This window comes from Planococcus sp. TJ-302 (assembly GCF_058268455.1).
Genome location: NZ_JBZDOI010000001.1, coordinates 802,060 through 824,049, shown reverse-complemented (window position 1 = coordinate 824,049; position 21,990 = coordinate 802,060). Strand labels below are relative to the sequence as shown.

The window sequence follows — 21,990 nt, the reverse complement described above, 5'->3', positions numbered from 1 at the left end:
ATTCAGAGTCAATTGGTCTAGCAGAAGTAGCAAGGTTTTAGGTCTCCTTGTTTCGAGTGTAGGCTTTTAAAAACTATATCTTATCTGTGCTGTTTTAATCCTTGTTGTTATAGGTTGATACTTACTTGTTCAAGCAAGAACGAATAAAATGTCAACTTCTGAAGAGATTTAAAACAGACGGAACTGTATGCTCCTTACAGCATACAGTTCTTTTTATTTTGAATTGGTATTAATCATAAAGATAGTAAGGGAAATAAATATTCGTGATTTGAATTTCAAAATGACGAACCATTTAAGCAGAAATTTTTATTCTTTACTAATCGTTCTCAAAATGATAGTGTAAGTTGCAAGAAGGTGAGGAATCATTTTAAAGAAACAAGAATGATTGTTCTCAAATCTTGTGAATGAATGAAGAGGGAGAAACCGCATGGCGAGAAACAGGGAATATGATGAACATGAAGTGTTACAAAAAGCGATGGAACTTTTTTGGAGACAGGGCTATGAAAAGACCTCCATGCAAGATCTGGTTGAGCATATGGGCATCCACCGCAGAAGCATCTACGATACGTTTGGGGACAAGCACACGCTATACCTGAAAGCATTGGAACGCTATGAACAGATGGTAGGAAGCAGCATGAACTCGCAAATAAAACCATTGGATTCAGTTAAACAATCTATTAGGCGTTTGTTTGAGATAACGATACTTCGCAGCGGACAAGGTCCAAAGGGTTGTTTGACCGTGAATTCTGCCGTTGAATTATCCTTGCATGACGAAGAAGTGGCGGAAAAGGTTGTAGACAGCTTTTCCAAGACGGAACATTTGCTGTATAAACTCTTGGTGAGTGGCCAAGAGTTGGGAGAAATACCCGAAACCCTGGATGCTACAAAAACCTCCGTGTTTCTCCATAATTCGTTGGTGGGATTACGCGTATTGACGAAAACGACCGATGATCGACAAAAATTAGAAAGCATTATCGATACGACACTATCCGTCTTGGATTAAGCTCTCTTTTTTTGATTATTTGAGAATGAACGTTCTTGAATTTTGGGCATGTTTAACTCTATTTTGGTTTAACAGGATCCTGAAAAGATATTTGAAAATGAATCGCAGGAAAATCGAGGTGCAGAAATGAAAGCGATGGTTATTGATAAGTATGGTAAGGTACCACTGCGTTTGATGGAAATGCCTTTACCTGAAGTTGGCGAATACGAGGTGCTTGCAGAAATACGGGCAGCAAGTGTGAATCCTCTGGATTCAAAGATTCGCAACGGGGAGGTGAAATTGCTGCTTGACTATAAAATGCCCCTTATCCTCGGGAATGACTTTTCCGGTGTTGTAGCAAAGGTTGGTGCAAAAGTGACCCGCTTTAGGGTAGGCGATGAAATATATGGACGGCCGCATGAGAAAAAAATTGGGACCTTTGCTGAATATATCTCCATTCATGAAAAGGATATCGCGTTAAAACCTGGAAATTTGAGCTTCGTGGAAGCGGCTTCGATCCCACTGGTTGGCTTGACGTCATTCCAAGCCTTGCACGATATCCTTCAATTGCAAGAAGGCCAACAAATATTGATTCATGCTGGGGCTGGAGGTGTTGGAACCTTTGCGATTCAACTGGCGAAATCAATGGGTGCTTACGTGGCAACCACGGCGAGTGAAGCCGGTTCGGGTTTAGTCAAATCTCTCGGTGCGGACGAAATCATCAATTACAAAGCAGACAAATTTGAAAACATCCTGAAAAATTATGATGCCGCATTTGATACACTCGGCGGCGAGAATCTGGAAAAATCATTTCGTGTGATAAAAAACGGAGGAGAGATTGTATCCGTTGCAGGATTGCCAAATGCTCGCTTTGCTAAGGAACGGGGATTAGGATTTATAAAAACGATGCTGCTCTCCGCAGTAAGTAAAAAACTTACTGCGCTTGAAAAAAAGCATGATGTCCGATATACGTATTTGTTCATGACATCAAGTGGAGAACAATTACGCATTATTGCCGATTTTATCGAATCCGGAAAAATTAAACCGGTAATTGACTGTGTTTTTTCTTTTGAGGATGCTCAGAAGGCGATGGAATATGCGGAATCGGGAAGAGCTAAAGGAAAAATCATCTTAACTATGAAGTAACAACTACTCGAACGAAACGTTCAAAAGGAGAGAAGACAATGGCAATAGTTAAAATTCCAACTGAATCAAGTTATGTCGAAGCAGAAGGTATCCGGTTTGCCTATCGAAAGTTTGGCCAAGAAACAGGAATTCCCCTGGTATTTTTTATCCACTTCCGCGGAACCATGGAAAACTGGGATCCTGAGCTTATTGAATCACTGGCCAATGATCGACCGATTATCCTTTTCGATAATACAGGGGTCGGTGAATCCAGTGGGGAAACACCTTCCACTATCGCTGAAATGGCCAAAGACGCAGCATCCTTCATCAAAGCACTTGGCTTACCGCAAGTCGATATTCTGGGCTTTTCAATTAGCGGAATGGTTGCCCAGGAAGTAGCATTGCAACAGCCGGATTTGGTTCGCCGTTTAATCCTTTCGGGTACCGCCCCGCAATCCGGCGTCGGCCTTAAAACGCGGCACGATGTAGTCATGGCAGCGAGCAGTGATAATGCTGCTAAATCCTTCGAAAACTTCATGTTCCTTTTTTATCATCCGACCGAAAGCAGCCGCGCAGCTGGAACCGCATCACTGAAGCGGATTATGGAACAGAAAAAAGTGGACAGTTCACCGCAGGTACTGATTGCGCAAGCAAAGGCGCTGGCGCAGTGGAGTGAGCGGGTGCATAACCAATCCTACGACCGGATCCATCAGATTAAGCACCCGGTGCTGGTGACGAACGGCATTGACGATATTATGGTTCCTACGGAGAACAGTTACATTCTGGCGCAGCAATTGCCGGATGCACAGCTGATTATTTATCCGGATTCCGGGCATGGACACCTGTTCCAATATCCGCGGCTGTTTGCCGAACATGTAAAGCTTTTTCTTAATGCGTAGAATCAGAAGAATTTAATTGGAAAAAGGAGTTGTGGAGTATGAGTCACTTAGAAAGATTACAGAAAATGATGACGGGTGAATTACCCGGTGCCCCGGTTGCGCAAGTGCTCGGCTTTGAGGTGGTAGAGGCAGAAGAAGGCAGAGTGGTCATCGAACTGGAAGCTTCTGAAAGGTTACATAATCCGATGGGCACGCTGCATGGCGGAATCTTGGGTGATATAGCAGATGCAGCGATGGGATATTCCTTCGTCAGTACGCTTGCTGAGGACGAATTGTTTACAACGGTGGAATTTAAATTGAATTTCCTTAAACCGGTTTTTAAATCGAAACTGCGGGCTGAAGGGAAAATAATCAAAAAGGGCGGCACAATCGGATTACTGGAATGCCACATCTACGATGAAAAAGGGAGCCTGGTCGCCCATTCAACGAGTACTTGTATGGTTTTGAAAGGGAATTCCAATCAGAAAAGAGAAAGAAATAGTTAATATATGAGGGATTATCAGAAGCTGTCTAAATACAACGGGAGAGAAGATGCGATTTGATTAGCATCTACTCTTCCTTTTCTTTTGTAAAAGTGTACTTTTAAGAACGGTAATATTTACCGAATTTACTCGTTATCTAATTCCTTACATAGTATATTAAGAGTTAGAATTTTAAAATATTTGATGCGAAAAAATTCGGAACTTCAAATCAATGAATTTATACAATTACTATTTAACTGTTTCGAGTACTTTTTAGAAAGTTAAATTGGAGGTTTCACAATGATTGGTTCTCCTGAAATAAATAAAGTTATTAGAGAAATATTGTCGTCTGCCCTTGAATGAGAATGGATTTACTAAAGTGAATACAAGAACTAATTTGGCGTGGATTGACCATTCGATATGGGTGTTAAATATCACCGCGGCAGGAAAATATTTTTCAGATGTAACGGGATGGCCGCCTATGTCTATACTCGTTGATTTAGGTATTTACTATAACTTTATTCCAGTGAATAATGACCGGATAAAAATTGAGGAAGATGGAAGACTCTCTCCCAAATCGCATCAATGTCACTTGCAAAGTGAATTGCATTCCGCGCTTGATCAGATGAAGTACATATACAGCTTATCCAATCCCGCAGAGCAAAAACGGAAAGATCTCTGGTGGATTGAACCGGATGGTTCGAATGTTGAGGAAGTTATTGAGAATGTGAAACAGTCATTCTTAACCGATGGAATCGATTGGTTAAGGAAAAACATAGAAATAGAGCACGCATTTCGGGAAATTGAAAAGGAGCATGATTGTTTGGAAAAGTATTACAAAGCAAAGTTCTTTGCAGAACATTTAAAGCTGGATTCAAAGTTTAAAGAGTATGATCAGCTTTTCAGGCAAGAGCAAAAAAGATTATATGTTGCCTTGATTTAATAAAAGGTTGTGAATGTAACTTAAGTGCAGTTAAGTTACATTCACAGATAAAAAGAGCTAGTTTATTTTGCTGCTTGTACAAAGGGGGAGACCGTTTGGGTGTTACAAAAGTGATGGCTTACTTCAGCATAATTGGTGACCACTTCCAACCTGAGAAAATAACTGAAGAACTCGCCATTCAACCAACTGAAACATATGTCAAAGGAGATTTTATCAAAAAAACCAGCACTACTACTTCATCTGGAATCAGAAGAAGGATAGAAACCGACTGGACATTGAGTACAGGATATCAAGAATCATCTGACATCAATGATCAACTTAAGCCACTTTTGCGTTCGCTTGAAGGAAAAGAGAAAAACTTAATCCGGCTAAAAGAAGAATATGAATTAACGTATATTTTTATGATTGTCATAGGAATAGAAAATAATGAGAAACCTGCTATGTATTTTGAAAAAGACATTATTAATTTTGCTAGTACCGTAGATGCTGAGATACAGTTTGACCTTTACATATACAGCTAAAGATTTATGTGTTTTGAATGTAACTTATTGGTAAGCAAGTTACATTCACAACCTTTATTTTTAAGAAATTTAAAAAGTGGCATCATAGAGGAAGTATTTCCAAAATACCTACTAAAATAAGAAAGATAGGAGAAGGAAAAGATAGATACGAAACCAGCGAAGTGGAAAGAATTGATGCTAAACGGCAGTATAATCTTGTTTAGCAGAACCGACATTTTAGAAAAAAACAGTAGAAAAATTGAAGCTGAGGGGTTCGAGATAGTTCGGTTTGATTGTAGAGCATGGGATGAAGAGCTTTTCCATAAAGAAGTTGCGAGGAAGTTGAATTTTCCAGCTTACTACGGTGAAAACCTAAATGCGTTTAGTGATTGTCTATCTGATTTACCAATAAACAATACGGGCATTCTGTTGGTTTTCACTCATTATCAGTCCTTCCTTGCGAAACATCCTGAATTGGCCATTGAACTGTTAGAGATTATCCAGATAAACTCCTGGAGAATTTTACTTGAAGGAAAAGTATTATTGAGTTTTATTCATTCAACTGATCCGGAAATATCGATCCCTGCTATAGGCGGAATGGTCCCCGAGTGGAATGGGGAAGAGTGGTTTGATAAAGATCGAGGGATATAAATTAAATAAAGTGAATGTGACTTATTGTGAATTAAGTTACATTCATATTGGCTTAAAGCCACTTTTAGAACGAGAGTGAGGAGAGAACGATGAACATCAATCTGCTCGAAAATGCACTTGAGAAAAACGATGTAGAAGAAGTTGAAAGATTAATAACTGAAATTTCCTTTGATCAACATGACGAGTTAGTCTCCATACTGATAAAGCACATTACGCTAACTCAAAATCCAGGGATAAGAAATGCAATAGCTATTGCTTTGCGGGATATTGGGAATGAAAAAGCGATTTCTCCCCTGATCGACTTGATTAATGATCCGAAGACACTCGGAAGTAGAGGGACTTTGTTATACGCTTTGGAACCTTTTGATTGCACGGAGCATTTAGATTCAATCGTCGAGCAGTTTTTAACGGGAAATTTTGAAGTACAGGGGATGGCTTATCAACTCCTAGAATCCATGGATGGAAAAGTACCTGCTGATGTCTTACTAAAATCCCTTCAAAAGGTAAAAGAGCAGCTAAACGAAATTGAAAGACAACAAGAATTACATATAGATGTATTAGATTTTCTGTTTGATTTGAATGTAACTTAATACAAAGTAAGTTACATTCATTTTACCATTCCATTGTCTTTTTCAGAAAAAACGAAAAAACTAAAATTACTAGAAAAAAGATACATTTAAACTGTTGAATTTCCTAGGCTCGCCGTTTGTTGGTGGTGCTCATTTTTCTTTCAAAGAAATTTCTTAAGTAATCTAGCACATAAGGAATTTATACAATCTAAAAAACAACGTACGCAACCTGAAGGAGGAAATATGTTTTTCCCTGAAAATACTTACTTGGGAATCCTGTTAGGATTCATTTATTGTTTCATTTTTTGGAAACTCCGGTCATTAGGTCGATTAAGAATACCACTCTTCATTTATTCAGTAGTTGCACAAATTATATTTTTAGTTTACCTGTATTGGTATTACGCCATGGCTCCAAAAGATGATAAAACAATTGCTCTTTTCTCTAATTTAATTGATGTCTTTTATTTTCTCTTTGCAGTTCCTCTATTCTTCGCATTATTTGTGTCGATGTATAAAGGAATAATGCGAAAAGAAGTAGCAAGATCAACTAAACTGGTTGTTATTCCGTTATTTACTATCAGTTTTCTGATTGCAGCTGTTATTGGATTTTATATGCATATTTCTTTGTATTATGGGTTTGCGCCTTAAGAGATTTTAAAAAACAAATCAAGTGAAGACCCTACAGACTGAGTAAACTTTCAATTAGGCTGTGGGGTCTTTATTTTAAAAAAATGGCGGTCTCCTGAAGTGCTTGCAGGAGTCAAATTAAAACGGAACAGTTTACAGATCATGCAAAAGCAGAGAAAGAGCATAAATTCGTTCTAAGATTCAAAGAATTTTATGCAAGATCAAATTCTAATTAAAGAATTTTCAAATGTCGGTGCATAGACATATAGAAAAAAGGGGTTCACCAGTTCAAATGTAATTTTAGTGCAGTTAAGTTACATTCAATTCTCTTTAATTTAAGTTAATACTTCTGCTCAACTACATATTCACAAGGGGATAAAGGATGAAGAAATGGGAAACGCTATCTACGGATTACCTTTATAAAACTCGATTCGGAAATCTAAGAAAAGATAAATGTAAACTTCCAAATGGATTGATTATCGACGATTTTTATGTAAATGAGTATGCTGATTGGGTAAATGCAGTTGTCATTACCAACCAAAATCAAATCGTCCTTGTAGAACAATACAGGCAGGGGGGACAGAACTTCTATTTAGAAGTTCCTGCAGGAAAAATAGAAGAAAATGAAACTTATGAAGAGGGCATCCTTAGGGAAATTCAAGAAGAAACAGGCTATACGTCATTGGAAAAGCCAATTTTATTAGGTGATTACATGGTGAATCCGGCAACTTAGGATAATAAAGTCAAAACCTTCCTCATTACAGAAGCTTTCAAAGCCACCGATCAACAGCTGGAGGATACAGAAGATATTAACGTTAAAGTTTTCGACTTTGAAGAGTTCGGCAATTTGATGAAAGATAAAGTTATAGAAACCCAGCTCTTTACGGCAAGTGCCTACTTTATGGCAAAATCAGCTTTAAATAAATCTTAAGAAATCTATGTTTTGAATGTAACTTAATAGTAATGAAGTTACCTTCAATTCTAATAAGTTTGGATCGTATTCATTCCAGCACATTATTAAGCAGGATACTGAAAGTGAGGAGAAATTATATATGCGCGAGAAAAAAGTGCGAGGGATTAAACGGAAGACTGAGGATATGGTCAAACAAATTGAAGAAAACACAATGGTTTTTCCAACAGAATTTTCCAACGGGTACTGGCATTTGCACTTACCGGTTGCTCAAGATTTTATAAGTTCCGATAAAACTCCATGGAAGGTAAAACGGCTCTGCATTCAAATGCTTTTGGATCGCGTTGAATATCTTAAAGGACTACAGCCATATGATAAAGAGAAATATCGTGTGGTTGCCGCAATTGATTTACCAAGTTTGTGGAATTCGCAAATCATCATTTTCAAAGGTAAGTCTCATTTCAATGATTTTTTTAACAGGGATGATGACTATCAAAAATGGATTCCTCTCTCGGATAACAGAAACATTCAGACTGAATGGGGTTTAACTGTTCCTGGCGATTCAGCCACATCCGGTTTTAAAGAAGTTATTGATGATGAGGACGGTTATTATGAAAGTGAAATCTGGTTTGTAGGGGAAATCAAATAAACTAAAAGGTCCATTAAATTTCCATGACCAAATTTTCATCAGAAAAAATGCTAAATAACAGGGAATCGAATGTAACTTATGATAAATTATCTAATAACTTCAAAGGAGTGCGAAGGAATGATCCATAAACGAGTATTGTGGTTAGAATTGTTTTTCGACTTGATTTTTGTTGCTGCCATCGCCAAAGCTACTCATGTATTACTGCATTTAGAAGACGGCGTTATTCCTCTAGAATATTTGGCCAAGTTCGTCCTGATTTTTATTCCGATCTGGTGGTCTTGGGTAGGGCAGACGCTTTATACGAATCGGTTTGGCGAAGATATCCTTTCTCATCGAATATTTATGATCCTGCAGATGTTTTTTATGGTTGTATTAACAGCCAGTCTGTCTCCGGATTTTGATAGTTATTATGTGCCTTTTTTAGCAGGGTACATTGGCGTTCGCTTTGTGACTGCCCTTCAATACATCCAGACCATCCATCTGGTGCAAGGAGCAAAGCGCGATGTCGCCAAACATTTAGGGTATGGATTCTTGATTGGCATAGCCATTTCTCTTTCATCGGTCTTTTTTGAGGGCTGGGTCAGGTATTTCCTTCTCTATTTGGGCATATTCGTAGATATAGCAGTTCCCATACTAAATAGAAGGTACTTAAAAAAAGTACCGGTCAACACGCCGCACCTGCTGGAACGTTTTGGCCTATTGACGATTATTTTGTTCGGGGAATCAATTGTCAGCTTGGTCGCCATATTCGAGACGGAAGAATTCCTTTGGAGGGAAGTAGCCGTTATTTTCTTGGCGTTTTTATTGATCATTTCCATGTGGTGGCAATACTTTGATAATCTCGAGAAGAAAATTGACAAAGAGGCGGTCACTTCCGGGCAAATCATCATTTATGGCCATTTGTTTATTTTCATGGCCTTAAGCCTTTTTGCGGCAGTGATACAAATGAGCTACCTGTATCAAGTCAACCCGACTTTTTTCTTGATCCTAACATTTGGCACTGCCTTAACCTACTTTCTGGCGACGACAGTCGTTTTTCATAAATACCGCTTACCTGCGCATCGGCTATCGGTCTGGCATTTGTTGCTATTCCTCGCTATTTTAACGATTTTTTTAGTTTCCAATCTTATTTTTCCAGTTTCTGAACTGGTCTTATTGTCTGAGCTACTGGTCTTTTTCGTTCTCTATACCGTCATTACCACAAAGTAGTACCTCTGCAAGAATCACAAGAATACTTAAAGAATAAAGGCGCGATGCCGCTAATTCTGTCGTGCTATCTTGTCTAAAACTAACTAAAGTTATATATTTGTTTTTGATGGAAACTTGCAGTTTTTATAAGGTTGCATATGGCCCCTTATTAGGAAGAAAAGAAGTGAAAGATTTAGCTTCTTTTCTTCCTTTTGTTTATAAAAGTGTACTTTTACAAGCACTTTAAAAAAGTGAAATTAAGCGCGTTCTTAAATTTCAAATGGAAAACTTATTTCTTAACGCCTGATGCTTTTTCAGCCAGTGTCTTTATCTTCGTTAAGCCATTGTCCTAAATTGTTCGACGGCCTAATTCTTTCTGAATCATTTCAAGTTTGGCGGATCGAAGCTTGCGCTCGTATGGGTCCGTTTCGGATTCTGGCTTGGCGAGATAGTCCTCGTTATACTTGATTTCCAGAAAGAGGATGTCAGTAGTCTCCATTACGGCATATCGGTGGGACTTTTCTACTTCTGCTTCGATTTTCCCCAATTCATATTCTGCTGGATCTCGCTGAGCGATTTCGGCTTGAATTAGCGTTAGTGCTTTCAAATCCGGACTTTTTTCATTGTTAAATCGTGTCAGTCGCTCATACAACTTCTTATTCGTCATTTTTTTAACTTTCGCTTCACTGAATTTCGAAAATAAGCTCATCAGTATCCTCCTTAAAAGCCCTGTTGGTGTTATTACTCATGCATTTCGTTCACATAAAATGAAGTTGGTTGTTCAGAATAGGAACTTTCACTAATATGTACACAGTACCATAACGGGATCAACTCCTATAAACTTAATGAGACTTGCATAGTTCAAGTCACGCATGTTATTTGTCTCAGTTTCATATGAAATTGTTTGTAGTTGGGCATTCTCCTTCGTAATTAATACAAAGAGGACAAAAATGAAATGAGGGCTTTTAGAATGATTGGAAAATTTTTAAGGAAATTATTTTCTAGAGATTACGGGCTATCAGCAACAGATTTCGCATCATTATTAGGCTATAAAACATGGAAGGAAGCTCAAGGAAATACCTATGCCATTTTCTTTACGCAGGGGGATAACTGTTGGTTTACGACAGAACTTCCTGACGGTCAATGGGCGGTGTGGAAAGAAGAAGGCGAAATGCCGTATCCTTTTACGGTGTTTTCCACTTGGCATGAGGCAATTGGACATCTTCGGGGCTTGTTTGACGAAACCGCATTACCAGAAAGCCATTGGATTATGGAAGCGTCAAAAAAGAAGGTGAGAGATCTAGTCGATAAAGAAACTCAAATACAAATCTTGCTCTATGGAAACGCTTTACAATTTGCTTGTGAAACACTGGGTGTGAAAGATATGAGAATTCGCGAATATGCTGAAGTCTTTACAGTCAGCATGGAGGAAGTGTATGACTACGCTTTAAACCATGGACTCCCGCAAAGTGACTCGATGAGGGATCCGCTGATTGAAGGCTTCCATTATTACAAGAAAGACGGAAAATGGCATACTTTTTTCAGGGAGAGGGGTCAGACATTCGACGAAAAGAATTTTGATGAGGAGGAGCTTGGAAAAAGGTACATCATTAAAACCATGGTGCAATTAAGTGGCACAGGACTGTACTGACACTAACAAGTGCAAGGGTCATTAGACGGTAATTCTTAAGCTTTTAGTCAAGGTTTTTGTGAGTTTACATATGAACGATTATCGATAGGGAAGAGACTTTTTATGAAGTATCTTCCCTTTTTCGTTCGTGTAAGTGTACGAATGGTTTGAAACAGCAGTAGAGGTCATTAAAAAGGAGAACGAGGGATTTCAGCGAACTAAATAATAAAGAAAATAGTGTGATTGTTAAAGAAAAAATTAACTCATAGGAGGGTGGAGTGCGAGGATGCAAAATAAAGAAGTGGAAGCGTTTCTAGCTGTAGCTATAGCCTATTGTAACTTTATCGATTCATGCAGTTCTTTAGATGAGAAGGAAAGTTTGAGCAAACTGTTAAGAATTCTTTCTCGACTGTATACAGCAGCCCTCGACTTGCCGGAAGTCGAATCTGAAGAAGGGCATTCGGTCGATGTGGATTTTCCACTGCCGGAAGTCGACTTCCAGAAATATAACGTATACATGGAGATATTCGACCCTTATCACGATGAAACTCCCGTGAACGGGTGTCTGGATGACGATATTACAGGTATATATACAGACATTAAGAAAGGACTAATTTTATATGGGCAGGGCAATGGCATTGAAGCGGTATGGGAGTGGAAGTTCGGCTTCGAAGTACATTGGGGTGAGCATGCCACAAGTGCCATCCGTGCGCTGCATTCCATCAACTCCTTATAATCTCTACTTGATTTCAAAGTTTACGTCACCTTTTGCCCCCTTTAGGAGTTCATGACTTGATAAAGAACTATCCATAGGTAAAAGCAGGACATCGAATGCAATAAAAGCGCAGCCAATAGATCCTCAAAAAGAAAGGTGGCAGGGAGAGATAAGATGTTATTTAATAAAAAATCATTTATCTGTTTGGTCTGTGGATACGATCGGTTACCCGGTCCGTTATACAACCAAGAGGGCATCCCGGACGTGAGCTTGATTTGTCGCTGTTGCGGTTATCAGCCAGGGTACGATGACGACGAACTGGGGTATACGATTGAATCTTACCGGACGGAGTGGATAGAAAACGGTGCCAAATGGTTCGATAAGAAACAAAAGCCTAAGAAGTGGGATTTGCATGAACAACTCAAGAACATTGAAGGTTCTTAATAGATACAGGAGCATCTCTATTTTGCCCGGAAAATATGCAGCGTTCATTCCTTTATCAAGCGGAAAGGGAAAAAGACTTGAGTAGAAGTGCAGTTTACATATCAGTAATTAACAGAAACAGTAGTTATTTTAGCAGCAAAATACAAAGAGGGGAAGCAGTGCTGATTAGCAATGTTTTTCCCTCTTTTTCTATAAAAAGAGTTCTTCTACGAACGCTTTATTAAGGAATTTCTAAATGGTTCATGCTTCAAGTTTTCACTACATACAGGCTATTTATTAAAGAGCCATTCCATAAACTTGATGAGGAAGGATATTCCAGTGGTCCGAGAGAATCTATTTTTAAACGTACTTCGAAAAAGGCTTGTTAGATTAGGTTGCGAACATCCAAAATGAGCTTATCTACACCGTCAGTCCATTGCGAATTTTTACAGAGAAGAGATTGACTACGATAACCTGAATTTCAGAGGGGGAAGAACATGAAAAAAAGAGTTCGGAAAAAAATAAGCAGTGACTGGGACTGGTATGCCGTCAAGGTCTTGTATGAATGCATCATTTCAGGTGAGCCTGCTCCAGAAACGATGGATGAAGATTTTCCAAATGACGATAAAATGTTTGAGGAAAGCATCCTGCTCGTAAAGGCCCCTTCTATTGATCTGGCTAATATTTTTGGTGAACAGGAAGCTAAAAAGCAGCAACATGATTACTTGAATCCGTACGGTGAAAAAGTGGAATGGAAATTCGTGGAGTTAATCCATTGTGTTGAGTTATTTGTTAAAAAAATTCAAATTGGTACGGAAGTATATGCGCGGTTTTTAATTGTTCCTCCAGATATACCCACAGAAGAAGTCATATCGCATTACTACCCAGAAACGGTGATAGAAGAGCTAATCGACAAGAATTTCCCTCTAAGAAATAAAGACGGTGATACAAGACCAGATGCAACTTAAAGAATTGTTGAATGTTCAAGCATTTGAAAAAGCTCCATCGAAGGATATCTCCGTACTTAATTAAGTAAGCGCGTTCGAAAAGAAGAGCTGTCCCACCAGTTTGAATGTAACAAAAGTACAATTAAGTTACACTCACATATAGATATGGCCTTATACGCATGGAATCAACGATTCCTTGCGTATAAGGCCATAAAATAACTCTATTATTTTTTTCTTCTCACAAAGAAAATTATAATAATAACTGCAATGATCAGTACACCAAAAAATCCAATTGTAAATATAGTATCGCCTATATTTATACTTGTTTCAGTCATCTCTGTTTCGCCCCCACTTCAAAATGTTTGTTATTACTATACCAATTTATTTCCAGTAAGGTTTCATTTTTTTTTGAAAACTAAAGTTTAAAGCTTTTTCCTGAAATTTCTTCCTGATTCTGAATTTTACATAATGTGAATTAAGTTACATTCAAAATTAACTAAAAAGGGATAAATCTTTTAAATTGATACTAAAAGGAATTTCTTCAGCCTATAATGAATATACAATATAAACCAATTGATAAACTAGGGGGATGAATGGAATAAAACAGACAATAGTAGGTGGAATTGGGGTATTATCAGGAGTTATTTTGTTTGGCCTTACGTTAGTGGCTGCGGCTGTTTATTCTTTTTATGTATCGACAAATGGCTATTCTAAAACCCAAGGCGTATTCGCTACAGCATTAAAGGAAATCGGGACTTTACCACTTATAATTAGTGTACTCCTTTTTGCTGGTGGAGTTTATTTTCTAATTAGCGATTTAGTTAGAGGAATGACGAAATAGCTACCAATCAAATTATATATCAATTCAGTGGCTCACTAAAAATTAGTGGGTCTTTCTTGTGAATTTGAATGTAACTTAATACAAAGTTAGTTACAATTACGGCAGCAAATTCGTTAGTTAATCACATTCACTTTAAGGCCATCCACACGCCAAATCTATCTTTAGTAATAGGATAGTGGCTTTGGGAAACATTATTAGAGGGGTGATCATATGGGCATAAAAGAGATTATGGAGGTAGTTCTAATAGCAGTGGATAGCAACAACTAACGAATGTTAATACATCACAACGGCTCAATTTCTAGGATTACTACTACAGTTATCCCTCCTTACGAGGAAGCGGTCATTACTCAATTTGAAAGACAGATTGGGCAATAACTACCAAAGGATCATTGCGCTTTTCTACTGGAATACAACTGAGCAAGAATCTATCAATTCGTTCCGGATTTAGGAGGCAATGGTGGAGGCGGATTGCAAGTGTTTTCAGTTCAAGAACTGAAAGAGCATCTCCATTACATGGAAGTGTATCCTCGTTTCTTACCAATTGGAATCAGTGATGAACAATACGTGGCCATCAGTCTAGAATCGGTTGAAAATGAAGACCCCAATTATCTTTGCTGAATTGATAACGATGAAAGGCCTCAAGCTTTGAACCTTAACTTAGAAATGTTTATGAATCGCTTTGTTGTGGCTCAAGGGGTTCAATTCTGGGAGTGGCCGACTTACACCGCAGCTAGTCGCTATTGCTTGGACGATGAATAAACCATTCATAGGTACTTTTCAATCAGCAAGGGCTAAAAAGGTTTACATATCATGATGTTATTGGAGGAGTAGGAACTTCGTATGAAGAGCCCTCTCTTTTTGTTTGCAGAAATGTACTTTACAAATGTTATCTATTTCCAAAATTAACTAGATATCTTATCTACCTCTTAGTATATTAAGAAGAAAACATGTGCAGATTGAGTTTACAGGACAGGAGGACGAACGATGCTTGAATATCCACGTTTCAACGACAAGGAAACCCTATTAAAGCAGGTGGCTAAAGAATTCCAATCAGGTGCTTTTTTATTACATCCGTTTGTACAGATGCCGGAAGGGTGGACAACGGGCAAACGAGAGATGTCCCATCAGCATATTTATCCCACAAACGAAGAGATTGTAGCACTTGGCCAGTCCATCAGCTGGGAAACGGTACGGCAGAAATGCGGATTTGCATCTTTGCAAGAAGTAGGGATCGCGCTTTCTTCTATCAATTTTAAGGAGGGTGCCAGAAGAGAAGACCTGAAAGAGAAGTTAATTGCCATGTTTTCTCCCGACTTCTACTGGCCGATGGAAGACAAACCTTCCATATTCCTCTGTGAAGGGATCTTGAGGCACTTCGCTTCTCACGGGTCTCGTACCTTCTCTTTTGCAGAACCAATCGATGATACCGATGGGCAAGTGAATATTGCAACGTGCAGTCCTTTGGAGATTACGGAGATTGGGCCAGCTGAAGTACTGCTTTCAGATGAAAAGAGACAGGCAGTCTTTATTAGCCAATACGACAGGTTCACTACAATATTCTTATCCAGTGAAAAAAATATTCAGCAACTCATCGAAAAACAAGGGTGGGAAGCGGTAATTTGCAGATCTACTACAAAGATTGACTGGTTTTTGGAATAAACGATTCAGCAATAACAAGAAGCAGGGAAGGGATGTCATTTCGAAGCTGTTACAGAGCAGTTGCATAAATTGAAGAAACAAAAGATTGAAGGTAACTTAAGTGCAGTTAAGTTACCTTTAGATGAAAGATTATTTGACTGAATGATAAAATGATGCTTTAGAAAAAGAGGGTCATCATGAAAAAACTGGATATTTTAGGGTCAGAAACTAAAATTGAGATTAAGATATTAGAAAGACTTTATCCTGAATCAATTGGTTCATGGCAAGATGACTGGATTAAGGCGGCCATATCAGTTGGAATCCCTGGATATTCTGCTCATTTCCTTGCGGATTTAAGAGCAAAAGAATTTAAGGATTTTCGTGAACAATTAAAAACAATGAATCAAGAATTAGAGGGAACGGCATCCTTGATTTCGATAGAAAATGCAATCGAAGTCAATGCATCTATGGATTCGCAAGGAGGAATTTACTGGAAGGCGAGAACTCGTTATCCAATTAGTACAGAAGCCCTTCTTGATTTTGAATTTGGTTCAGATCAGAGTTATTTAGATCCATTAATCAAGGAACTGGACGATGTGCTGACAGAATTCCCTGTGCTTGAATATCAAAATGACTTCAAAAGCCATTTAACTAATTTTTTTAGAAAAATGCGTGGTTCTGAAAAAGAGTAAAAACATTCTACAAAGAGTACTTAAAGTCAGTTAGGAATTAAATGTAATTTGATTTTGAATGTAACTTATTGTGAATTAAGTTACATTCAAACCCTAATTTCAATGGACTTCGAAGAGCGTGAAGAAAAAATAGCTGCAACCGTCATTTAATTTATATCGGAAGTTTTCTATAATTTAATGCAAGAGAATGTATGGAGGGGTATGTCTATCTTTCTGGAGATTCTTTAATATAGGGTATCGAACTAGAAGACGCTAAGGTGGAAGGCGGAACATCATAATCGAATTAGTAGATGTAAAACAATAAAAAAGGGTGAGTAGAAATGGATTTCGGCAAACAATGTTCGGTCAAGTTGCAGGAGTTAGTGGGAGGACATAAGCGTTATGAGGATGTATATTTCACTCTAGATGAAATTAAACATCTGCCTAAAATACTCCAAATTTTTACTGATGTTGAAGATTTCATTATTACCCCCTATCACCTTACAGATAATTCGATTCTGGAGATTTATTGGTGTGAACTTATTATTGAAATCGTAGATCATGTACAAGATAAATTTATCGGGCTGCTGAGTGAGGCTGGTAAAACTAAATTAGAAGAGATAGAAATTAAATATATTGAGCAATGGGATTATACTCATTATCCATTTCAACAAGAGGATAATGAGGGAATTATTGGAAGTTTAGAACGCTACATATCTTATATGGAAAATAGAGAAATTGCTCTGCGAGAAGAATACGATCTGCCCCAGCATTATGAACAGGGTATATTTTATAATGTCTGGTAGAGAACATCTTAAAACTGTCGGAAATTCATGAAATACATTGGAACCCTTTGTATTTTATGAATTCCTTTCCTATTCATCTAATTACCAACATCAAAGTTTAACACAGTCTATTATAAAGGAAGTTTCATTCAATTCATTAATGCTATTGTGTTTCTAGAAAAGAGAATTCAACTTTTCTGGATAAAATAAGATGCATTCAACAAGCAGCTACAAGCATCGCCAGAAAATTTTAAGGAGGATTTAGTTTAGACGTTTCATACCCTATCGGAAGGAGGAAGAACGTGCAACATTTGACTTATCAAGTACCGGAATCGATGCGCCGTTCCACTAAGTTATCCATAACAGACGGGCAGGGGGATCTCCTGTTTTTGCTGCAGAAACGGCCGCATAAATTTGTGGCCGGTATTTTCCATGCAACCTTGCGTTTCGGATTGCCTTATACATATCAAATTTCAACTGCCGACGGGAAACCCCTGTACAGCATCGATTGCTGGTTCCCAAGAATGCACTATGAACTGACAGATCATTTGTCCTCCGAAACTATTTCCATCTCCCAGCATAGGGTTCAATTGACCGAAAAAGCTTATTCCTTTAGGCTCTCCAACCAAAACTATCATTTAGAAAAAGATCACACAGGCACTTGTTATTTAACATGTGGCCATAAAAGAATTGCCAGGGTTTCTTTGTCTTCTTCTCTGCAAATCTCGGAGGTGGACACCATTCAGATAGTCGCAGAAAACGAAGAGTTAGCATCTCTCTCTGCAGTCTTGTTCCACACTTTTTATTTCTACAATGCCTAAAGGAAGCCATACAAAAACGGCTTTCATTTAGGGTTTAAAAGAAAAAGTTCTTGGTTGTTTTAAATTCCTTTGAAGTTTACATATGAGGAATTATCCGAAGTAGCAGTTATTCTAATAGCAACATACAAAGGGAAAAGCCTTGCTAATCAGCACCGCTTTTCCCCTTTTGTCTGTAAGAGTATAATTTTACGAATGGTTTAATTTCCAAAATTAACTAACTATCTTTTAACTCTGCTAATTGATGGTAATGCTGTCTATCGGTACACATGGCAAAGACCTACGCTGAATTCAGAGTAGGTCTTTTTTTCGCATCGGCATTACCCGACGAGCAGTGATGCAACCACCATATACAAATACCAGAACGTAAACACCCCGAACACTGCTACCTGCGTGATACGTCGCCTTTTCCGTCGTGACCCCAGCGATGCAAGCCAAAATCCGGCTAAAACTATCAAAAAATTGACCAGAACGCATATGCCTTGCCGGAACTCCGTTTTGATCGGCCGCCCGTCCGCATCCCGGTTAAACCCGTCTATCGAAATTAAATCCAGCAGGAAAATAAATTCCCACGGCCGCAAGATGTCCCAAAACGGCTGCTGGCTGTATGCAGTAAACCGCACAATGAGCATCACCACGATTAACCCCAAAAAAAGCATCTCGACTTGCTTCCACCGCTCCACCGTTTTTTCACTCCCTCAACCCCAGTCTCCAAAATAAAAGACCGCTCATGTATTCACAACAAAACGTTTAACCATTATCTAATTCTTCCTAAAACTATTACCTTCAATGTCTCTTAAGATTAAAGGAAAGATCCATAATAAGAAAGTGGTTTTAAATATACTTAGAAAATTGAGGAGGATTTTAACCTGCGCGATGTTCAAAGAGTTTCACAAGGCAAGAGCTTATTAAAAATAAGATTATATTTTAGTTAACTTATAAACAAATAGGTACTTTATAGACTCTGGTTTTTTGTTTAAAACTCCTTTTAAAAATTTGAAAAGGGAGAGGGCGAAAGAGAATCTCAAATTTAGTATTAGGTATTAACTTTATCCTAAATCTAATTTGAGCTTACATAACAGCACTTATCGGAAGAAAAGAATTTAACAGGCTGCTGTTCTTCTTTTTATTTGAAAAAGTAAACTTTGAGAGACACCTAACTCAAAGACAAAATTATATTAGCAACAATTTAGTCAGTAATTAAGGGGCAGATATGCGATGAAGGAAACAGAAAAATAGTTATTTTTCCGCTAGTCTTATTTCGTTATTAAGTTACTGCGTATTTAATTGCTTACTTAGAAATTATATATATGGGTGATAATTACCTTAAAAAACAAAAGGGATGTACTGCAAACTAGCAGCGCTCTCGCTTTTGCTTCTTTAAACTCCTCTATGATAAAAAATTTGCAATCCACCATTTTAACCCTGTAAAAACTAAAAGGGAAGTTAGATTCGAAATTGTTCCATCGTAAGTTCAGCGTTGATGCTGGTTGCCGCAAGACTTCCAGCTGCAGCTGCTACAATTAGTTGGGTTGGGGTACCTGTTGTGGCTTCACCCGCCGCAAACAGACCTGGAGTTGTGCTTTTTCCCATCGTATCCGTCAGAATGGCAGCTTGATCATTTTTTTCAACAGGAATCGACTTCAGAAAGTCTAATTGAGGAAACCATTGCGGGTTAATAAAAGCTCCGGTTCGCTTTATTCGAGTTCCATCGGTCCATGCCACTTCTTGTAACTGTCCATCTGTTCCTTTAAATGATTGAATCGTTTGTTCCGATACAGAAATATTGTTATCATTCAGTTCTTGTTTCTCTTCTTCCGTCAAAATGCTTTTCCCATTTGTACAGATTATTAGATCTTGAGACCAATTGGAAAGGAGCTTCGCAAAGTGAAAAACTTGTGGATGATGAGAAACCACCATAAGTGGACGATCCCGCATTTCCCAACCGTCACAATAAGGACAGTAGAAGATGCTTTTTCCGTAATGCTCTTTGATTCCCTCGATATCCGGAAGGATTTCCTTTAAACCGGTGGCCACTAGCAGTTTTTTGGCCGTGAACTCTTTGAATTGCGTCCGTACTAAAAACCCTTGTTCTACTTTATGTACGTCCAACACTTTGTCGATATGATGTTCAACGGTGGGGTAGCGGACTATTTCCTCGTAAGCAATCCGACGGAATTCTGAAGGCGATACGCCATCTTGAGTCAGATATCCATGGGAAGCATGTGTGACCGCGTTCCTTGGTTGATTGGCGTCTACCAGGGCCACCTTTCTTCTGGATCGTCCTAAAACCAACGCGGCATTTAGTCCTGCCGGGCCTCCGCCTATAATGATACAATCGTAATTCAAAAAAATTCCTCCTTTAATTTTTGTTGTTATCAGCAATGATGTAGCTGGTTAGTTCTCAAGATGCACCAGCACTTTTCCAAATTTACCGCCGGTTAGTACAATTCGTTCTTTATCAGATGAGTCGCGCAAATACTGTTCTGCTTTTGCCATCAGATCGCTGTCCGCGTCAATTCCGTAATCCCTGAACCATTCAGGCAACTGTGAAATGATTTCTTCAAGAGTCATCATTTTTGTCTGTTCATGTTTTTCGATCAAAGACTGATACGTGTATCCCTCTAAGTAAAGGAGATGCAGCAAATAAGCCATATCTGAAGAATGAACGGGTTCGTTTTCAATGCCTAAGGCAGATAGGATTTCTTCCATCAGGTAATTTCTTTTTGGACCGGCCATCATGCTCGCATAAAAATACTTGGTAGCAAAACTCATCGCTTTTTGGGCCGCTGTCCAGTCTGTGATGGCCGGACACATGGAAGCGAAGACCAAATCATATGAAGCTGTAGGCTTATCTGCGATCTCTTCAAACGGCTGATTGATAATGGAAATTTCAACGGAATGAGTGCTCGCGTTGTTCTTTAGCATATTGGCTAAATCCTTTGAAGGTTCCACCGCAGTCACCCGGGCTCCTTTTTCAGCAAAGGGAATACTGAATACGCCAGAAGCTGCGCCGACATCCAGAATAGACATTCCTTCAAATGAAGAAACTTGATGTTCAATCCACTTCATAATCCGCGCACTCCGCTTTTGCCCTTGCATACTGAAAGAAGTTTCATTGTAGGCTTTCGCCCATTTGGAAAATCCTTGGGATTCAAACGTAGCCAACCCCACTTTTTTCATTCGTTTTAAAGATGTGTTCGGATCCTGCTCCCACGCTTTTTCCCAAATCTGTTGATCGAATAACGGATGGTTCATTTCTTATTCCTCCTTTTATAGATACATTATATCCTTGATTAGGGTTAAGAATAAGACAATGAATTTTAGTTCATTGTCTTATTCTTAACCAAATCAGCAATGGTCATTTTTTTTAATTGTTCTTCCATTTTCTCTTCTGCTTCAACCATCACTTGTTCAATCGGGCAGCCTGGGCCATGGCCGAAGTGGCAATCGAAAAGAGAAGCTTTGCCCTCGATCGCTTGGATAATTTCTAAAAAAGAGATGGATTCCCAATTATAGGGCAGTGAATAGCCCCCCTTAACTCCGGAAACCGAAGAAACCATTCCTTCTTTCACAAGCTTTGTCAGAATTTTAGAAAGGTAGGTCGGCGATACATCCTGTTGTTCAGCGAGTTGTTGGACACCAATGGGTTTATTTGGAGTGGATGATTGAGCTAGTTGCAGCATTGTATGAAGTGCATAGTTGGTCCCTCTTGAAAACTTCATGGTTTTACTCCTTTATTTATAGACTTACAAGATACATAATATCCTTGATAAAAGGAGATGTCAAAATCTTTTGCTTAGCAAAGGCTAAGAGTGCCAATGTTGAATTCAAATATAGCCTCTTAAATTTGAACCTTAACCCGGTCATATTGCTTGGAAGGTAACTTATTAATTCCCATTTCTGCCCCTCTGAAATCTTGAATGATACGCCATGAATTTTCTTCATCAATCCCCTAAGTCAACAAAAACAAAAGTGTATTCATCGATGGAAGAAAGAGCACTAACTGGTGATCATC

The 21,990-nt window shown here is 38.5% G+C and carries 26 protein-coding genes; 21 read left to right on the top strand and 5 right to left on the bottom strand.

Annotated elements, in window-relative coordinates; genetic code table 11:
• The first annotated feature begins 427 nt into the window (after nt 1-427).
• The 12 genes from AC4EHB_RS04280 to AC4EHB_RS04225 all read left to right on the top strand — a co-directional run bounded on the left by AC4EHB_RS04280 (nt 428) and on the right by AC4EHB_RS04225 (nt 9,525).
• Nucleotides 428-1,003: a TetR/AcrR family transcriptional regulator gene (locus AC4EHB_RS04280; protein WP_490980774.1), complete on the top strand. Its 576-nt coding sequence runs from the start codon at nt 428-430 to the stop codon at nt 1,001-1,003.
• A 126-nt stretch (nt 1,004-1,129) separates the two neighbouring features.
• Entirely contained in the window at nt 1,130-2,128 is a 999-nt protein-coding gene (locus AC4EHB_RS04275; RefSeq protein ID WP_490980773.1) for an NADP-dependent oxidoreductase, read from the top strand.
• Between the two features lie 38 nt (nt 2,129-2,166).
• Entirely contained in the window at nt 2,167-3,006 is an 840-nt protein-coding gene (locus tag AC4EHB_RS04270; RefSeq protein ID WP_490980772.1) for an alpha/beta fold hydrolase, read from the top strand.
• A 38-nt stretch (nt 3,007-3,044) separates the two neighbouring features.
• Entirely contained in the window at nt 3,045-3,491 is a 447-nt protein-coding gene (locus tag AC4EHB_RS04265; RefSeq protein ID WP_490980771.1) for a PaaI family thioesterase, read from the top strand.
• Nucleotides 3,492-3,846: 355 nt separating this feature from the next.
• Nucleotides 3,847-4,410: a DUF4304 domain-containing protein gene (locus AC4EHB_RS04260; protein WP_490980770.1), complete on the top strand. Its 564-nt coding sequence runs from the start codon at nt 3,847-3,849 to the stop codon at nt 4,408-4,410.
• Nucleotides 4,411-4,523: 113 nt separating this feature from the next.
• Entirely contained in the window at nt 4,524-4,931 is a 408-nt protein-coding gene (locus AC4EHB_RS04255) for a DUF4279 domain-containing protein (RefSeq protein ID WP_490981487.1), read from the top strand.
• Between the two features lie 174 nt (nt 4,932-5,105).
• On the top strand, nt 5,106-5,561 hold the full coding sequence (locus AC4EHB_RS04250) for a barstar family protein (protein WP_490980769.1): 456 nt from the start codon (nt 5,106-5,108) through the stop codon (nt 5,559-5,561).
• An 89-nt stretch (nt 5,562-5,650) separates the two neighbouring features.
• A complete protein-coding gene (locus AC4EHB_RS04245) occupies nt 5,651-6,151 on the top strand; it encodes a HEAT repeat domain-containing protein (protein WP_490974351.1) in 501 nt (166 codons plus the stop codon).
• Nucleotides 6,152-6,373: 222 nt separating this feature from the next.
• Complete coding sequence (locus AC4EHB_RS04240; RefSeq protein ID WP_490974350.1) at nt 6,374-6,778, top strand: hypothetical protein; 405 nt, start codon at nt 6,374-6,376, stop codon at nt 6,776-6,778.
• Between the two features lie 361 nt (nt 6,779-7,139).
• Nucleotides 7,140-7,490, top strand: a complete 351-nt coding sequence (locus tag AC4EHB_RS04235) for an NUDIX hydrolase (protein ID WP_490980768.1) — start codon at nt 7,140-7,142, stop codon at nt 7,488-7,490.
• A 319-nt stretch (nt 7,491-7,809) separates the two neighbouring features.
• Nucleotides 7,810-8,316 (top strand): DUF3916 domain-containing protein, encoded by a 507-nt coding sequence (locus AC4EHB_RS04230; RefSeq protein ID WP_490980767.1) that lies wholly within the window; start codon nt 7,810-7,812, stop codon nt 8,314-8,316.
• Nucleotides 8,317-8,433: 117 nt separating this feature from the next.
• Nucleotides 8,434-9,525: a low temperature requirement protein A gene (locus tag AC4EHB_RS04225; protein ID WP_490980766.1), complete on the top strand. Its 1,092-nt coding sequence runs from the start codon at nt 8,434-8,436 to the stop codon at nt 9,523-9,525.
• 328 nt (nt 9,526-9,853) lie between these two features.
• Here the strand turns inward: AC4EHB_RS04225 and AC4EHB_RS04220 are convergent, their stop codons facing one another.
• Complete coding sequence (locus tag AC4EHB_RS04220) at nt 9,854-10,213, bottom strand: hypothetical protein (protein WP_490980765.1); 360 nt, start codon at nt 10,211-10,213, stop codon at nt 9,854-9,856.
• 261 nt (nt 10,214-10,474) lie between these two features.
• Here AC4EHB_RS04220 and AC4EHB_RS04215 point away from each other — a divergent pair, with 261 nt between their 5' ends.
• The 9 genes from AC4EHB_RS04215 (at nt 10,475) to AC4EHB_RS04175 (ending at nt 17,975) form a co-directional block, all read left to right on the top strand.
• Nucleotides 10,475-11,155 carry a hypothetical protein gene (locus tag AC4EHB_RS04215; RefSeq protein WP_490980764.1) on the top strand — a complete coding sequence of 227 codons (681 nt, stop codon included), beginning with the start codon at nt 10,475-10,477 and terminating at the stop codon, nt 11,153-11,155.
• A gap of 265 nt (nt 11,156-11,420) precedes the next feature.
• Nucleotides 11,421-11,870, top strand: a complete 450-nt coding sequence (locus AC4EHB_RS04210; protein ID WP_490980763.1) for a DUF5063 domain-containing protein — start codon at nt 11,421-11,423, stop codon at nt 11,868-11,870.
• 243 nt (nt 11,871-12,113) lie between these two features.
• The gene (locus AC4EHB_RS04205; protein WP_490980762.1) at nt 12,114-12,293 is read left to right on the top strand and encodes a hypothetical protein; all 180 of its coding nucleotides are present in this window, start codon (nt 12,114-12,116) and stop codon (nt 12,291-12,293) included.
• Nucleotides 12,294-12,769: 476 nt separating this feature from the next.
• A complete protein-coding gene (locus AC4EHB_RS04200) occupies nt 12,770-13,240 on the top strand; it encodes a DUF4288 domain-containing protein (protein WP_490980761.1) in 471 nt (156 codons plus the stop codon).
• A 568-nt stretch (nt 13,241-13,808) separates the two neighbouring features.
• Nucleotides 13,809-14,060, top strand: a complete 252-nt coding sequence (locus AC4EHB_RS04195) for a hypothetical protein (protein ID WP_490974342.1) — start codon at nt 13,809-13,811, stop codon at nt 14,058-14,060.
• Nucleotides 14,061-15,044: 984 nt separating this feature from the next.
• Nucleotides 15,045-15,719, top strand: a complete 675-nt coding sequence (locus AC4EHB_RS04190; RefSeq protein WP_490974341.1) for a DUF2711 family protein — start codon at nt 15,045-15,047, stop codon at nt 15,717-15,719.
• A gap of 176 nt (nt 15,720-15,895) precedes the next feature.
• Nucleotides 15,896-16,390, top strand: coding sequence for a WapI family immunity protein (locus tag AC4EHB_RS04185; protein WP_490974340.1), 495 nt, complete (start codon nt 15,896-15,898; stop codon nt 16,388-16,390).
• A gap of 320 nt (nt 16,391-16,710) precedes the next feature.
• Nucleotides 16,711-17,175 (top strand): hypothetical protein, encoded by a 465-nt coding sequence (locus tag AC4EHB_RS04180; RefSeq protein ID WP_490980760.1) that lies wholly within the window; start codon nt 16,711-16,713, stop codon nt 17,173-17,175.
• 281 nt (nt 17,176-17,456) lie between these two features.
• Nucleotides 17,457-17,975, top strand: coding sequence for a tubby C-terminal domain-like protein (locus AC4EHB_RS04175; RefSeq protein ID WP_490974338.1), 519 nt, complete (start codon nt 17,457-17,459; stop codon nt 17,973-17,975).
• Nucleotides 17,976-18,292: 317 nt separating this feature from the next.
• On the opposite strand, the gene AC4EHB_RS04170 is transcribed toward AC4EHB_RS04175, so the two are convergent.
• The 4 genes from AC4EHB_RS04170 to AC4EHB_RS04155 form a co-directional block, all read right to left on the bottom strand.
• Nucleotides 18,293-18,655, bottom strand: a complete 363-nt coding sequence (locus tag AC4EHB_RS04170; protein WP_490974337.1) for a hypothetical protein — start codon at nt 18,653-18,655, stop codon at nt 18,293-18,295.
• 763 nt (nt 18,656-19,418) lie between these two features.
• Nucleotides 19,419-20,321, bottom strand: coding sequence for an NAD(P)/FAD-dependent oxidoreductase (locus AC4EHB_RS04165; protein WP_490974336.1), 903 nt, complete (start codon nt 20,319-20,321; stop codon nt 19,419-19,421).
• A gap of 48 nt (nt 20,322-20,369) precedes the next feature.
• The gene (locus AC4EHB_RS04160; protein ID WP_490980759.1) at nt 20,370-21,230 is read right to left on the bottom strand and encodes a class I SAM-dependent methyltransferase; all 861 of its coding nucleotides are present in this window, start codon (nt 21,228-21,230) and stop codon (nt 20,370-20,372) included.
• Between the two features lie 65 nt (nt 21,231-21,295).
• Nucleotides 21,296-21,697 carry an Rrf2 family transcriptional regulator gene (locus AC4EHB_RS04155; protein WP_490974334.1) on the bottom strand — a complete coding sequence of 134 codons (402 nt, stop codon included), beginning with the start codon at nt 21,695-21,697 and terminating at the stop codon, nt 21,296-21,298.
• Between the last annotated feature and the right edge of the window lie 293 nt (nt 21,698-21,990).

Coding starts and splice junctions, on each gene's coding strand:
- AC4EHB_RS04280 (WP_490980774.1), top strand. CDS start 428: ATGGCGAGAAACAGGGAATATGATGAACATGAAGTGTTACAAAAAGCG.
- AC4EHB_RS04275 (WP_490980773.1), top strand. CDS start 1,130: ATGAAAGCGATGGTTATTGATAAGTATGGTAAGGTACCACTGCGTTTG.
- AC4EHB_RS04270 (WP_490980772.1), top strand. CDS start 2,167: ATGGCAATAGTTAAAATTCCAACTGAATCAAGTTATGTCGAAGCAGAA.
- AC4EHB_RS04265 (WP_490980771.1), top strand. CDS start 3,045: ATGAGTCACTTAGAAAGATTACAGAAAATGATGACGGGTGAATTACCC.
- AC4EHB_RS04255 (WP_490981487.1), top strand. CDS start 4,524: ATGGCTTACTTCAGCATAATTGGTGACCACTTCCAACCTGAGAAAATA.
- AC4EHB_RS04250 (WP_490980769.1), top strand. CDS start 5,106: ATGCTAAACGGCAGTATAATCTTGTTTAGCAGAACCGACATTTTAGAA.
- AC4EHB_RS04245 (WP_490974351.1), top strand. CDS start 5,651: ATGAACATCAATCTGCTCGAAAATGCACTTGAGAAAAACGATGTAGAA.
- AC4EHB_RS04240 (WP_490974350.1), top strand. CDS start 6,374: ATGTTTTTCCCTGAAAATACTTACTTGGGAATCCTGTTAGGATTCATT.
- AC4EHB_RS04235 (WP_490980768.1), top strand. CDS start 7,140: ATGAAGAAATGGGAAACGCTATCTACGGATTACCTTTATAAAACTCGA.
- AC4EHB_RS04230 (WP_490980767.1), top strand. CDS start 7,810: ATGCGCGAGAAAAAAGTGCGAGGGATTAAACGGAAGACTGAGGATATG.
- AC4EHB_RS04225 (WP_490980766.1), top strand. CDS start 8,434: ATGATCCATAAACGAGTATTGTGGTTAGAATTGTTTTTCGACTTGATT.
- AC4EHB_RS04220 (WP_490980765.1), bottom strand. CDS start 10,213: ATGAGCTTATTTTCGAAATTCAGTGAAGCGAAAGTTAAAAAAATGACG.
- AC4EHB_RS04215 (WP_490980764.1), top strand. CDS start 10,475: ATGATTGGAAAATTTTTAAGGAAATTATTTTCTAGAGATTACGGGCTA.
- AC4EHB_RS04210 (WP_490980763.1), top strand. CDS start 11,421: ATGCAAAATAAAGAAGTGGAAGCGTTTCTAGCTGTAGCTATAGCCTAT.
- AC4EHB_RS04200 (WP_490980761.1), top strand. CDS start 12,770: ATGAAAAAAAGAGTTCGGAAAAAAATAAGCAGTGACTGGGACTGGTAT.
- AC4EHB_RS04195 (WP_490974342.1), top strand. CDS start 13,809: ATGAATGGAATAAAACAGACAATAGTAGGTGGAATTGGGGTATTATCA.
- AC4EHB_RS04190 (WP_490974341.1), top strand. CDS start 15,045: ATGCTTGAATATCCACGTTTCAACGACAAGGAAACCCTATTAAAGCAG.
- AC4EHB_RS04185 (WP_490974340.1), top strand. CDS start 15,896: ATGAAAAAACTGGATATTTTAGGGTCAGAAACTAAAATTGAGATTAAG.
- AC4EHB_RS04180 (WP_490980760.1), top strand. CDS start 16,711: ATGGATTTCGGCAAACAATGTTCGGTCAAGTTGCAGGAGTTAGTGGGA.
- AC4EHB_RS04160 (WP_490980759.1), bottom strand. CDS start 21,230: ATGAACCATCCGTTATTCGATCAACAGATTTGGGAAAAAGCGTGGGAG.
- AC4EHB_RS04155 (WP_490974334.1), bottom strand. CDS start 21,697: ATGAAGTTTTCAAGAGGGACCAACTATGCACTTCATACAATGCTGCAA.